This window comes from Nocardia niwae NBRC 108934 = DSM 45340 (assembly GCF_001613465.1).
Taxonomy (GTDB): Bacteria; Actinomycetota; Actinomycetes; order Mycobacteriales; family Mycobacteriaceae; genus Nocardia; species Nocardia niwae.
On the sequence record NZ_BDCK01000002.1, the window covers coordinates 184,414 to 197,735 of the forward strand.

Consider the following 13,322-nt stretch of genomic DNA (forward strand, 5'->3'; position numbering starts at 1 on the left):
GAATGCACCGAGCGCCACCGTTGGCGGGAAGGCGCCCGCTCCGACCGGTCGAACGCGCACCCAGGAGGGCGGCAGATCAGGACTTAGCGGACGCCCAAGTTCCTGAATAGAGGTTAACGCGATGTGACGGCCGGTACGGTATCGGGTTCCTCACTGTGTACCCAATCGGTCGTTCGTTTCAACAGGGGAGATCCACCGATCGAGGATCGTGACGTCGCGCTCGCATGCGGCGAGCTGTGCCGGCTGCTCGGCCGCGATCCGGCGCAATTCGGCCTCCAACCGGGCCACCCGGCGATCGATCTCGACCATTCGCGCGGCGCTTGCCTGGACCACATGATCGGCCAAAACGGTCTCTGCTTCCACGAGCGCGGTCACCACACGTTGCTCGAGCTGCGCTTTTACGTTGACCAGCGCGTCGGCGATCCATTGCCGGATGTGCGCTCGATCGGCCAGCTGGCGCCGGGCACGAACCACCCATGCCGCCGCACCACCGCCGAGCAGCAGCGTTACCGGCACGGTCGCGACATCGAGGGCCGGTAGGAGGGAGAACGGAGCAACCAGCAAGCGACCCAGACCGACACCGGCCGACGCGCCGAGCGCGATCATAAGGTGATCTTCGACACCCCGATGGCGTGGCTCGGGATCCGGGCCCACCCGAGGGGCCGGATCACGCCGTCGCGTCGGCGCACCGCGATCCGCGCCCTCGATCCGGGCGCTCAGTTCGGCGATGCGCTCATCGATGACGTGGTCGAGCGCGCCGGTCAGCTCGGTGACGGACTGCTGCAGCCGGGCGGGATAGCCGGCCAGATCGGCGGGGCGCAGCCGCTCCAGTTCGGCGCGCACGGCGGTGTGCAGCGCCCGGATGCTCGCTCCGACCTCGGTCATCAGGTCGACTCGAGCCAAGTGCAACTGCCCGCGCAACGTGGACATGGCGGTGGCCCGGCCGCCGTCGCGACCCGCCAGCAGGACGGCACGTTCCTCGCGCAGCCGCGCCGGTTCGGCGCCGGAGCGCAGCGTCGCCACCTGCTCGGCCACCCGCTGGCGGGTGTCGGCCAGGACCCGTGCGGTGACCGCTCCGGGCCGGTCACCGCCCGCGGCGGCCGCCGCGGTGAGCCGCGCGTGCAGCGCCCCGACACCGGAGCGATCGAGCAGCCCGGCGTCCCCCGAGGTGCGCGCAGCGGCCGCGAGCCGCGCCGAGACCGGCACGATGTCCAGCTCGCCCGCCCCTTGCGCGGCGAGCAGCTCCAGGTCGCGCTCCCGCACCGCCCGCCAGTCCTGGTGGGCGTGGACGCCGTTCATGGCGAGCAGTAGGCGGGTGCCGTCCGCGCGCAACCGGCCGATCATCCCCAGCAGGTCCGCGCCGATGATGGTGCCCGCGTCGAGCAGGATCAACGCCACCGCGGGCGGGGCCGTGGTGGCCTCCACCCCCGCGCCGGCGTCGGCGAGCGGCTCGGACAGCGTGACGCGCGGTTCGAACCGGGCGAGCTCGGTGCGCAACAAGGTGGTGTTGACGTCGGCGGGACCGATCACCACGACCGCACCCGCGCCGCCGTGACCCTGCACCGCGCGCAGCAGCGCCATACCCTGCGGATTCCACCGCTCCACCACGGCCGTGAGCTCCGGCGCCAGCTCGTTCGCGGGACGTCCGGGCCGGCCGTCGCCGGTCGGCCCGCCCGCTCCCGACTCGGACGGCGTACTCGCCGTCTCCGATTCCGGAGGTTCAGAGACCGGCACTGCTCATCCGTTCCCATAGTCGGACGTATCCGTTGTGCACGCGCAACGCGGCGCGGCGTGCGGCAGGCGGCATATCGCTGGTGACGACCGCGCGCCAGCGGGTCGCGCGGGCCAGCGCGTCGTCGGCGTCGGCGGGCGCCGGGGCGGCGTACCCCGCGGCGAGGTGGGCCACATCGGGCCCGGCGAGACCCGCGCAGAGGCCGAGCCAGACGGCGTCGTCACCGTAGAGATAGGACTCCAGGAGGTCGCGCGCGCGGCCGCCCTCCTCCGGGACCGCGCGAGCGGCCAGCCTGGCCAGCTCGTCGAGCAATTCGCCGCCGCGCAACGCGGAGACCTGCTCGTAGCGGCGGTGCAGCAACCGGTGCAGCGCGTCGATGCCGCTGGCGGCGTGCAGGATCTGCAGCAACGCCTGCGGGGCGAGGTCCGGATCGTGGCGCAGGGCCGTGCACGCGCAGGCGACGCCGTAGAGATCCCAGCGCCGCAGCAACTGCTCGCGCTCGGCCGCGTCCGGTCCTGGGGCGAGGAACAGGTCGGGCGCGAGGATCAGCGCGGGGTCGGCGTCGGTGGCGAGCTTGCGCAGCAGCTCGACGTCGGCGCCGCTCAGCGCGCCCGCCCTGGTGCGCACGGCCAGCGACGCGACCACCGGAACCACCGGAATCCGCAGTTCCCTGCCGTACTGCTGGGCCGCGGCCACCGCATCGCCCCAGCGGGAGCCCACCGCGTCGGCCTTGTTCAGCACCGCGATCGTGCGCTGCGGCGGCAGGGCGGCCAGCACCCTGCGGTCGGCGGGCGTCGGCGCGGCCGACAACACGTACACGACGATGTCGGCGTCGAGTTCGGGATCGGGCGCTTCGGGCCGGTCCACCGGATCGGTCTCCACCGCCGACATGAGCGCGAGCGCGTGCAGGACCGTGGTCCGCCCCGCGTGCGCGCGCCCGGTCACCTGGATGCGCGGCGGTTTGCGCCAAGCGCTGACGGCGGCCGCCGCGGCGTACCCGATCTGCGAGTCCCGGCCCGTGCCGAAGCGCAGCTCGGCGAGCAGCTTGTCGAGCTGCAAGTGGGAAGACGTCGGAACGCCGCGCTCCCGCACCGGCCCGTCGGAATCAGTGGCTGTCGGCATGCTTCCCACCCCCTTTTACGGTGCGCAATTCTGTCAGAAGTCCGCTCGCCGGACCGGCTCGAACCGCTCAGCTGCCGCTGAAGTATTTGTTCGCGGTCCGCACCGCCCAGTTCGGCGCGTATTTCGCCACCGTCGCCAGCACCTTCGCCTGCGCGCCGATCTCGTAGTGCACCTTCGGCAGCCGTGCGCGCTTGTGGGTGGCCTCCCAGATCCCGGCGGCGACGTCGTCGGCGGTCAGTCGCACACCCAGCGACTTCGTCGTCCCGGTGGTCACCCCGTCCACCATGGCCGTGGCCACGAACAACGGCCAGATCGCGAGCACCCGGATGTCGTAGTGCTCCCATTCCAGGTCCAGCGCCTCGGTGAGACTCTTCACCGCCGCCTTCGTGGCGCCGTAGGTCGCGAGTTCGGCTTGGCCGTAGATAGCCGAAGCCGAGCAGAGGTTGACCACCTGGGCGCCCGGGGTGTCGCGCAGGTAGCGGAAGGCGCTGTGCGTTCCGGCGAGCACGCCGACCAGGTTGACCTCGACGATCGCACGATGAGCGGCGAGTTCGATCGCGTCGAACGGCCCGGCGCGCAGGATGCCCGCGTTGTTGACCAGAATGTCCAGCCGCCCCGTCGCGGCGTGGAACTCCGCGAGACGCTCCGCCCACTGCGTGGCGTTCGTCACATCCAACACCCCGGTGTGAACGGCGCCACCCTTGGCTGTGATATCACCGGAAAGCCGGGTCAGCCCGACTTCGTCGATGTCGTAAGCCCCGACCTGGTATCCCTGCGCAGCGAAAAGCAAGGCCGTGGCACGGCCGATGCCGGCCGCCGCGCCGGTGATGAATACTGTCGGTCTGCTCATGCCGGGGAGTCTAGTGCCGGGAATGCCGTGTACTCCGGGGTTCCCAGACGCCCGCCGGTCACTTACCCTGCTGAAGTGGTCGGCACCATAACCGGTGCGCAGCTTCACCTTTCGCATGCGGCAACCGACCTCGACGATGAGGAGGTTGCGATGACCGCGAATGTCATCGGCGCTGCCGACCCGGAGGCCGCCTGTCCCGCGGACCGCAAGCCTTTGCTGCCCAGCACGGACCCGTTCCATCGACCGCCGAAGGGGTTCGCGGCCAAAGCGCCCGGCACCCTCCTGCGCAGCAGGAAGATCGACGTGGCGCTGTTCGGGATTGTGCCGCAACAGGTCTCGGCTTGGCAGCTACTGTACCGCAGCTGCGATCTGCACGGTGCGCCGGAAGCGGCGATCACCACGGTCCTGCTGCCGGTCGACGCGGAACCCGACGAGGATCGCCCGCTGCTGGCCTTCCAGACCGCGATGGACGCGGTGACCGAGAAGTGCTCCCCGTCCTATGCCCTGCGTCACGGCGCGCGTGCGCTCGGCTCGGTCACCCAGTTCGAATGGCTGCTGGTCGCGAACGCGCTGCGGCGCGGCTGGGCGGTGACCATCGCCGACCACGAGGGCCCGCACGGGAACTTCGGCGCGCCGCGCGAGCCCGGCTACCGCGCGCTCGACGGCATCCGCGCCGCCCTGCGCTTCGGCCCGCTCGGCCTCGGCCCGCAGACCCGGGTCGCGGTGTGGGGTTACTCCGGCGGCGGTATGGCCAGCTCCTGGACGGTCGAGATGGCGCCGACCTATGCCCCGGAACTCGACATCGTCGGCGCGGTGCTCGGCGCTCCGGTCGGCGATCCGCGCCAGGTCTTCGACCGGCTCAACGGCACCCCGTACGCGGGCCTGCCCGCGATCGTCATCGCCGCCCTGCGCAGGCTGTATCCCGCGTTGAGCTCGCTGATCGACGACCAACTGAGCCCGGACGGCCACCGGTTCGTCGTCCGCGCGGAGAACGCGACGCCGTTCGGCGCGATCCTCGGGCTGGCGGGCAAGAAGGTGGACGATTTCCTCGACCGCCCGCTCGCGGAGGTGCTCGACACTCCTGAACTGCGGGCGATGTTCGATGACCTGCGCCTGGGCAACACGACGCCCGCCTGCCCGCTGCTGGTGGTGCAGCCCATCCACGATCAGGTCATCCACATCGAGGGGATCGACGGCCAGGTGGCGCGCTACCGTCGCGGCGGCGCCGCCGTGACCTACGTGCGCGACCGGCTCAGCGAGCACTTCTCGCTGCTGCCGCTGTCCACGCCGATCAGCCTGGACTGGCTGGCCGACCGGTTCGCCGGGCAACCGGTGAGCGACGTCGGCGACAGCACCGTCTGGTCGGTCGCGGCCTCGCCCTCGGGCGTGCGCGGCTTGATGGAGATGGCGGTGACGGCGGCCAAGGTCGCGCTGGGCAGACCACTGCGCCAGCAGCGTCCCACCGTGTCCAGAATCGCGCCCGCGCGCGCCGCCTGACCTCCTGCTCAGCGGTGCGCGCACAACCGCTTGCCGCACTGATCACCGGATGCTGGACAATGGACGCCGTGAACGACGCCGCGAACCATACTGCCGAGTCAGTTCCGGGCCCGCCGTCCACAGCTTCGGCTCCGGCCGAGGGCGGGCCCCGGCACAAGACCGGCTCCCGCCTGTACCCACGAGTCACCAGCTTCCGGTCGCGCAGGGGCGCGCTGACCGCGACCCAGCAGCAATCCTGGGACCGGATGTGGCCGTCGATCGGCCGCGAGGTCGCCGACGAGCCGCTGGACGCGGCCGCCTGGTTCGGCCGGGACGCGCCGCTGGTGATCGAGATCGGCTGCGGCACGGGCACCGCGACGGCCGCCATGGCGCAGGCCGAACCGCACCTGAACCTGATCGGCATCGAGGTCTACCAGCCCGGTCTCGCGCAGCTGGTGCAACGCATCGAGCGCGAGGGGATCGGGAACATCCGGCTGCTGCGCGGTGACGCGGTGGACGTGCTGGAGAACATGATTGCCGAAGAGTCGCTGACTGGCGTCCGCGTGTTCTTTCCCGACCCGTGGCCGAAGGCGCGCCACCACAAGCGGCGGCTGCTGCAGCCCGCGACGGTCGCGCTGATCGCCAGTCGCCTGAAGCCGGGCGGCGTGCTGCACGTCGCCACCGACCATGCGGGCTACGCCGAGCACATTCACGCCGTAGGCATGGCCGAACCCCTGCTCAGGGGACTGAATGAGACCACGGGCGGCGTGAGTGCGGAACATCGCGCCACCGCGCCGATCGGTTTCGAGCGTCCCGTCACGAAATTCGAAGGCAAGGCACATCGCGCCGGTAGCGCCATCACCGAGCTCATATGGGGGAAGATCGACCGATGAGCGTCAGTGAGATGGCCCACGAAGTGGTCGATGTTGCCGGGGAGGTGCACGGAAGCGGAGCGGAAGGTCTGGGCAGCGCGGGACCGGACGTGCGCCGCGTCCTGTTGGTGTGGGACGCCCCGAACCTCGACATGGGCCTCGGCGCCATCCTCGGCGGTCGTCCGACCGCCGCCTACCGCCCGCGGTTCGACGCGCTCGGCCGCTGGCTGCTGGCCCGGACCGCCGAGTTGTCGGTGGGCGCGGTGCATCGCGTGGAACCCGAGGCCACTGTCTTCACCAACATCGCGCCGGGCACCGCCGATGTCGTGCGGCCCTGGGTGGAGGCGCTGCGCAATGTCGGCTACGCGGTCTTCGCCAAGCCCAAGATCGATGAGGACTCCGACGTCGACGCCGACATGCTCGCGCACATCGCGCTGCGCAGTCGCGGCGCCGGCCTGGCGGGCATCATGGTCGCGTCGGCCGACGGGCAGGCGTTCCGCGAACCGCTCGAGGAACTCGCCGCCAAAGGAGTGCCGGTTCAGGTGCTCGGCTTCCGCGAGCACGCGAGTTGGGCCGTCACATCCGATACTCTCGAATTCATCGACCTCGAGGACATTCCGGGCGTGTTCCGTGAACCCCTGCCCCGGGTGAGCCTCGACTCGTTGCCCGACGAGGGTGCCTGGCTGCAGCCGTTCCGGCCGCTGTCGGCACTGCTCACCTCTCGCCCCGCCCAAGGAGTCGCTTAGTGTTCACACGCTGGGGCGATCTGGTATACCGGCTGCGTTTCGCCGTCATCGGCGTGGTCGTGGCCGGTCTTCTGGCTCTCGGTGGCTACGGCCTCGGGTTGGAGGACCACCTCAGCTCCAGCGGGTGGGATGACCCGACCTCGGAGTCGGCGCGCGCGGCGCGGATCAAAGACGGGGCCTTCGCCCGGAATCACGACTCCGACGTCATCGTCTTGTACACGGCGCCCGCGGGCAAGACGATCGATGATCCGGAGTTCAGCGGCAAGATCGTCGAGAATCTCGCCGCTCTGCCCCGCGAGCATCCGGACGAGATCACCAAGATCAACGGTATCTACTGGCGCAACGACGCGAATATCCCTACCCAAGCTTCCATTTTCGGCTCCAAGGACAAGAAGTACGCCTTCGCGTCCATCGCCATCAAGGGCGACAACGACACCGAGATGGTGCGCAACTACCGCAAGGTGAAGAACGTCTTCTCCATCCCGGGCGTGGATGTGCAGGTGACGGGTCTGCAGGCGGTGGCGGGCACGCTGAACGACACGATGGCCGACGACCAGAAGCGCATGGAGATCCTCGCCATTCCGGCGGTGGCCGTCCTGCTCTTCTTCATCTTCGGCGGTATCGTCGCCGCCGGACTGCCGCTGATCGTCGGTGGCCTCACCGTGGTCGGCGCGTGGGGGATCGTCCGCTCCATCACCGAATTCACCGAGGTGAACTCGTTCGTCTCGCCGGTCGTCTCGATGATCGGCCTCGGCTTGGCCATCGACTACGGCCTGTTCATCGTGAGCCGATTCCGCGAAGAACTCGCCGAGGGGTACGACACCAGAGTGGCGGTCCGCAGGTCGGTGATGACGGCGGGCCGGACCGTGGTGTTCTCCGCGACGATGATCGTCGCCAGCCTCGGCGGCATGCTGCTTTTCCCCCAGGGCTTCCTGAAATCGGTCGCCTACGGCGCCATCGCCACGGTCTCGCTGGCGGCACTGACCTCGATCACCGTCTTGCCCGCCATGCTGGCGGTGCTCGGTAAGCGCGTCGATATGCTCGGCCTCAAGCGGTTCCGCAAGACGAAGACCGCCGACGAGGTGGAGGGCGGCTTCTGGGGTCAGTCCACCCGCTGGGTGATGAAACATCCGCTCAAGATCGCGATCCCGCTGTGCATCGTCTTGCTGCTGCTGATCATCCCGGTCAAGAACCTCAGTTTCGGCGGCATCAACGAGCGGTATCTGCCGCCGGACAATCCGACCCGGCTGGCGCAGAAAGAGTTCGACACGATCTTCCCGCTGCGCAAATCGGATCCGATCGAATTGGTTTTCGTCGTCGACGATCCCAGCCTCGCTCCCCAGGTGGGCAAGGTCGTGAAGGAGGCGAGCAAAGCGCCCGGGCTGGCCGGCGAATTCGCCTATCCGCCGAGCACGGCTCCCAACGACAAGACCATTTACAACACCTCCGTCACGTTGACCAATTCGGAGGACGCCGATCCGACCATCGAGTACCTGCGCTCGCTGGAGTTGCCCGACGGCGTCACCATGCTCGTGGGCGGTCAGCCGACGATCCAGAAGGACAGCATCGAGGCGCTGCTGAGCCGGATGCCGCTGATGATCGCGCTCGTCCTGTTCGTGACGACGCTGCTGATGTTCCTGACCTTCGGCTCGCTGGTGCTGCCGATCAAGGCCGCGCTGATGAGCGCCCTCGGTCTCGGGTCCACACTCGGCATCCTCACCTGGATCTTCATCGATGGCCACGGCGCCGGGCTGTTGAATTTCACTCCGCAGCCGATCATGTCGCCGGTCCTGGTGCTGATCATCGCAATCATCTACGGCCTTTCGACCGACTACGAAGTCTTCTTGATGTCGCGCATGGTCGAGGCGCGCGCCCAGGGCGCGAGCACCACCGAAGCGGTGCGGATCGGCACCGCGCAGACCGGGCGGATCATCACCGCGGCGGCGCTGATCCTGCTCGTCGTCACCGGTGCGTTCGCCTTCTCCGACCTGGTGATGATGCAGTACATCGCCTACGGCATGATCGCCGCGCTGTTCATCGACGCGACCGTGCTGCGGATGCTGCTCGTCCCGGCCACCATGAAGCTCCTCGGCGACGACTGCTGGTGGGCTCCTGGCTGGATGAAGAAGGTGCAGGAGAAGGTCGGGCTCGGCGAGCCCATCCTGGACGACGAGCGAGTCGGTGGTGGCGACGTCGTCGATCTGGTGAAGACCACACCGATCACCGACCCGGTGACGATGCAGATCCCTGCGGTCGCCGACGCCAACAAGATGCCGCGCAGGCGCAAGCCGCGCACGGTCGCCGAGATCGAGGCCGAAGCGCCGACCAGGCGGCTGGACCGGGTGCCGCCGTCCCCGGCGACGCAGGCGACGCCCGCGCCGCCGCCGCTCGATCCGAGCAGGCAGCGCCCCGAACCGCCGCGCATCCCCACGCCTCCGCAGGGTGAGCCGATTCGCCCGCGCCGGATCTCCCAGGCGCCGAACGTTCCCCACCGCGCGCCCGACCAGGCGGAGCCGCGCCCGCCGTCGCCGCCCGCGAACCCGCAGAGCCTCGCGGCGCCGCGGCCCGCGGGCCTGCCGCAGGACGCGAGCGCGACGCACGCCGGTGTGCCGTCGGTGATCCTTCCCGAGCGCAGCCCGCGGCCCACGGTCTCCTCGATCACGCCGCCTGTCCCGCGCCCGACGCAGGGGCCGGAAGCCCATCCGCTGCCGGGCGGCGCGCAGGATCCGACCCTCGACCTCGCCCGGCAGCAGCGCGAAGCTCCCCTTCCGCCGCGGCACCTGCCGCCCGAGGCTCCGGCCGCTTCCGACGGTCCCGCGCATCGCGCACCCGAGCCCGAGGCGCCCGCGGAGCCGTACAACGGCCCGGACACCACCAATCGCAGCAGCATCGAGAGCTGGATGGCCGAACTGCGCTCCTCTCGCCGCCACATCGGCAGGACTCCCGAGGAAGGCAGGCACCACGGCGGCGACGGCCGCACGGTGAGCGTGAACGAACTGCTGCGCCGACGCGAACGCAAATGAGCCGTCGTCGCTGAGATACGGAGCAGCCGCCGAGCCTCGTCGGGTCGACGAATGCGCAGCGGCTTTCCACAGTGGTGCTTCCGGTGTGGACGATCGGGTCGCCCGGCTATCCGCGCCGGTAATCGGCCGGGCGCGGAAGAGACTCGGCGCGCTGGGTAGTGCCACCCGAACAAGGCCCGAGCGAACGAGGCACACCCGTCCGATCCGTCCGGCCGAGCCGTCAGTGTGGATCTTGCTCAGCCGCTCCCCGACGGATGTTGCCGTGGCCATCGGGTCGGCCGCCGGTTCCCGCATCGGCGAAGGCGCGGGCATAGCGGGTTCCGGCCAAGAGCAGCAGGATTCCGACGATCAGGAAGGCGGCGACGCGGACCAAGCCGTCGAGGGTGGCCAGGTCGAAGAGGAACAGCTTGGCGAGTGCGGCCGCGGTGACCAGTAGCCCCGAGCCCAAAGCGAATTTGGCGACCGCGGGTGCGTCGGCGAGGTTCCGCAGCCCGAACAGGAGCGCGCCGGTCGCGGCAGCCATCCAGAGGATGGTCGCGGCGCTGTGGCCGAGGAGGAACCCGTTCGGCGCGCCGGTCGCGACGCCGATGGAGACCGTCGTCGCGGTCACCGCGTAGAGTCCCGCGACGCTCGCTGTGATCCACGGCCACGCACTGCCCCCGTTCGCGCCCGGCAACCGTCGTGCGCACCACAACGCCGCCGCGACCACACCGAGGGCCAGTACCGCGCCGAGGACGGTCGCCACGCCGAGCCCCGCCTCCGAGCGCTGTTGCGAGGCAAGGATTTCGGGGCCGGCGACGTTCAGCAACGCGAAGCCGCCCAGCACCGCGAACGCCGTGCCGAGGCCCGCCGCCGGACGCGACCTCCGCTGACCCGCCACGCCGAGGAAGGCCGACGCCACCAGGAGCAGAGCCGTAGGCAGCGTCCGCGACTCGGTCGTGCCGACGCACACCTCGAGCAGTGCGATCGAGCCCGCGAGGGCGGCCACGAGCGCGGTATGTCCCGGAACCCGCAGGCGCGCACTCAGTTTCGGTATCAAAGTCACCGCAGCGACGAGCAAGAGCACCGCAGCGGCGATCGACGCCGCCGACACCATGACAACTCGTTGCTCGTACATGCCCGGAGCGACCAGGATCGGCACGAGTGCCGCCGCCATCGTCAGCGAGGCGGTGACATCGGCGGCCCGGTGCCGGACGACGACGATCGTCCCGGCGACCCCGACCAGCGCGACCGCCGCCGCGGCCACGAGTACCCAGGCGCGCTCCGCGGCGGCGGGCGTACCGAACACCGCCCCAGCGACGAACGCGAGCGTCGCCAGTACGGCAGGCAAGGTCCGCGCCACGTGCAGATACGGCCAGTTCCGGGTCAATTGCACCGGCACGCAGGCCGACTGCAACACGATCAAGAACGCGAGGAGCACCGGCCGCGTGGTCAGCACCGGCGACAGCGCCGCCGCGGCGAGCACCACCAGCACCGCCAAAGGCTGAGAGCGCCAATGCATCGCCAGCCCGACGCCCGCGGCGGCAACACCGAAGGCGACGGCGAGCCCGAACACCGGATGCAGCCAGTGGTAGACGGCAGTCACCGCGACCACGTCGAGGTAGGCGGCCGCGATACCGGTGGCGGCCAGCGCGATACCGCCGACCCGTCCGCCGGTGCGCTGGAAGACGCGCACACCCGCACCCAGAAGCGCGGCCGAGAACACGGCCCCGGCGACCACTCTCGGCACCGGACCGAAGAACCCTGCCTGCGCGGCCAGCACCAGCAGCATCGCGACGCCGATCAGGGTCACGGCGACACCGGCCAGAGCGAGGATCCGGCTGATCACCCCGTCCCGCTGCCACCACGGCGTGTGCGGCACCGCCGGCCTCGCGCGCGGTGGGACGGGTGGACGAGGCGGCATCGGCCCCTGCGCGTTCGGCGGCCACGCAGCGCCACCCCACCCGCCGCCGGGTGGCGGGGCGAAATGCGGGGCGTACGCAGGCTGCGGAACCGGCATACCGGTGGTCGGTGGATGACCTGGCCAAGGCGGCATCACCGGTGGTACGGCGCCCACCGGCGCACGCCCCGATCCCGCGTGCACACCGCTTCCCTGGGCCGCGCCGGACGACTCGCTCGCACCGGAACGGCCACTCGCGGACGCACCGGGCGGCATCGCGACGGGACCGCCAGGAGCACCGGATTCCGCTTTCCCGCCCAGACCGAATGCCTGGTCGTCGAATCCGCCTGATGCCGAGGGTCGCGAAGTCGAACCGCTCCTCTCACCGGACGCCGGCTCGCGAGCTGCGTCGCTCCCGGGCACCCCCTGCGCGTCGGACACCGACCCCTCTGCCCCGGCGTCAGGCGCACCCGGTGCGCCCGAAGCCCACCCGCGAGCTACGTCAGTCCCGGGCATACCGTGCGCGCCCGGCGCCGACTCGTGTACTGCACCTGCCCCGGCCGCACCTGCTGCACCGGATGCCCACCCGCGAGCGTCGCTCCCGGGCACTCCCTGCTCGCCGGATACCGCCCCGGGCGCACTCGAGGCCCACCCGCGAGCCGCATCGGTCCCGGACGCGCCCGGCCTACCGGGTACCGGCTCGGTCCCTCCCCCTGGCGCGCGACTCGGCGCCTCCCCTTGGACGCCGGTGGTATCCGCGACGACCTGCTCGCGCAGCAACCGCAGGTCCCGTCCGAGCACGCCCAGCTGCGTCCCCAAGGTGGTGAACTCGCCGGAGAGCCGCGCGAGCAACGCCGGATCGATGGAGGTCGTCATGACTTCATGCTGGATTCCGCGCCGCGCGCGGACATGAGTAGTTACCCCCGGTAGACGGACGGGTTCTACCCGGCTGACCAACCGGCCCGCACCCGGGCAGTCGGATGCGAACCGGTCGCGCCGGGTGGTCAGTGCGCGCGCAGGCCGACCACCTCGTGCACGGCGTCGATCACCGTGCCGCGCGGCGGCATGCGCAGGACACCCGGCGCTGGTTCGCCCGCCCAGTGCCAGCCGAGCGACGAATCGGAGCTGGGAAGCAGGACGATGCGACCGCCGGGGACCACGGTGACCCCATGACCGGCGAGACAGCGCCGGACCGGGACCTCCACCGGCCGAGCCGGGCTCGGGGGCGTGACGAGAAAGGTCCAGGAGCGTTCACCCGGGTCGGCGATCACGGGCGCGGTGTGCTGGCGGTTCAACGGGGTCAGGACTTTCCGGCCCAGTTCCGGCGGCATGACGATCGCCCCGATGATGGAGCCGGTGGTGATGATCGGGCGTCCGGCGAGAAGCTGGACCGGCAGCCCGTAGGTATGCCGCAGCAGATGTGCGACTTCATGGGGTGTGTGACAGCCCTCGAACATCGCTCTACTCCGCATCATGAGAGCCGAATTCGGTCATAACGGCGGACGTTCGGGATAGCAACTCGCGCCGGTCGCGCATCCGTATGGCGGTGTTCGCGGTCCGAGCGCTGACCTGGCGTACCGATCGAATCGCGTGGTGGCGCGCCGGTCGCGTGGTCCGTGCAC

Annotated in this window: 10 protein-coding genes; 5 read left to right on the forward strand and 5 right to left on the reverse strand. The window is 70.5% G+C overall.

The annotated features are described in order from the left end of the window. Positions 1-150: 150 nt before the first annotated feature. The 3 genes from NNI01S_RS01295 to NNI01S_RS01305 form a co-directional block, all read right to left on the reverse strand. Positions 151-1,734, reverse strand: a complete 1,584-nt coding sequence (locus NNI01S_RS01295; protein WP_063016596.1) for a hypothetical protein — start codon at positions 1,732-1,734, stop codon at positions 151-153. Beyond that, positions 1,721-2,854: a GTPase Era family protein gene (locus NNI01S_RS01300; protein WP_063016598.1), complete on the reverse strand. Its 1,134-nt coding sequence runs from the start codon at positions 2,852-2,854 to the stop codon at positions 1,721-1,723. Before NNI01S_RS01300 ends, NNI01S_RS01295 begins: the two co-directional genes overlap by 14 nt. Before the next feature lie 67 nt (positions 2,855-2,921). Continuing rightward, positions 2,922-3,704, reverse strand: coding sequence for an SDR family oxidoreductase (locus NNI01S_RS01305; RefSeq protein WP_063016600.1), 783 nt, complete (start codon positions 3,702-3,704; stop codon positions 2,922-2,924). 150 nt (positions 3,705-3,854) lie between these two features. On the opposite strand from NNI01S_RS01305, the gene NNI01S_RS01310 reads away from it, so the two are divergent. Genes NNI01S_RS01310 through NNI01S_RS01325 form a run of 4 tightly spaced genes read left to right on the forward strand, consistent with a single transcriptional unit; the run spans position 3,855 to position 9,821 of the window. Beyond that, complete coding sequence (locus NNI01S_RS01310; protein WP_063016602.1) at positions 3,855-5,201, forward strand: lipase family protein; 1,347 nt, start codon at positions 3,855-3,857, stop codon at positions 5,199-5,201. Positions 5,202-5,260: 59 nt separating this feature from the next. After that, positions 5,261-6,073 (forward strand): tRNA (guanosine(46)-N7)-methyltransferase TrmB, encoded by an 813-nt coding sequence (trmB, locus tag NNI01S_RS01315; RefSeq protein WP_157114538.1) that lies wholly within the window; start codon positions 5,261-5,263, stop codon positions 6,071-6,073. Continuing rightward, positions 6,070-6,798: an NYN domain-containing protein gene (locus NNI01S_RS01320; protein ID WP_084488352.1), complete on the forward strand. Its 729-nt coding sequence runs from the start codon at positions 6,070-6,072 to the stop codon at positions 6,796-6,798. Before trmB ends, NNI01S_RS01320 begins: the two co-directional genes overlap by 4 nt. Further along, the gene (locus NNI01S_RS01325) at positions 6,798-9,821 is read left to right on the forward strand and encodes an MMPL family transporter (RefSeq protein ID WP_063016604.1); all 3,024 of its coding nucleotides are present in this window, start codon (positions 6,798-6,800) and stop codon (positions 9,819-9,821) included. The genes NNI01S_RS01320 and NNI01S_RS01325 overlap by 1 nt, the downstream gene beginning before the upstream one ends. A gap of 220 nt (positions 9,822-10,041) precedes the next feature. Here NNI01S_RS01325 and NNI01S_RS01330 read toward each other — a convergent pair whose 3' ends face one another. Continuing rightward, positions 10,042-11,682, reverse strand: coding sequence for a DUF2339 domain-containing protein (locus NNI01S_RS01330; RefSeq protein ID WP_245675940.1), 1,641 nt, complete (start codon positions 11,680-11,682; stop codon positions 10,042-10,044). Positions 11,683-12,438: 756 nt separating this feature from the next. Between NNI01S_RS01330 and NNI01S_RS01335 the strand changes: the two genes are divergently transcribed. After that, a complete protein-coding gene (locus NNI01S_RS01335) occupies positions 12,439-12,630 on the forward strand; it encodes a hypothetical protein (protein WP_063016606.1) in 192 nt (63 codons plus the stop codon). 74 nt (positions 12,631-12,704) lie between these two features. On the opposite strand, the gene NNI01S_RS01340 is transcribed toward NNI01S_RS01335, so the two are convergent. Next, positions 12,705-13,172, reverse strand: a complete 468-nt coding sequence (locus NNI01S_RS01340; RefSeq protein WP_245675932.1) for a hypothetical protein — start codon at positions 13,170-13,172, stop codon at positions 12,705-12,707. Positions 13,173-13,322: the final 150 nt, after the last annotated feature.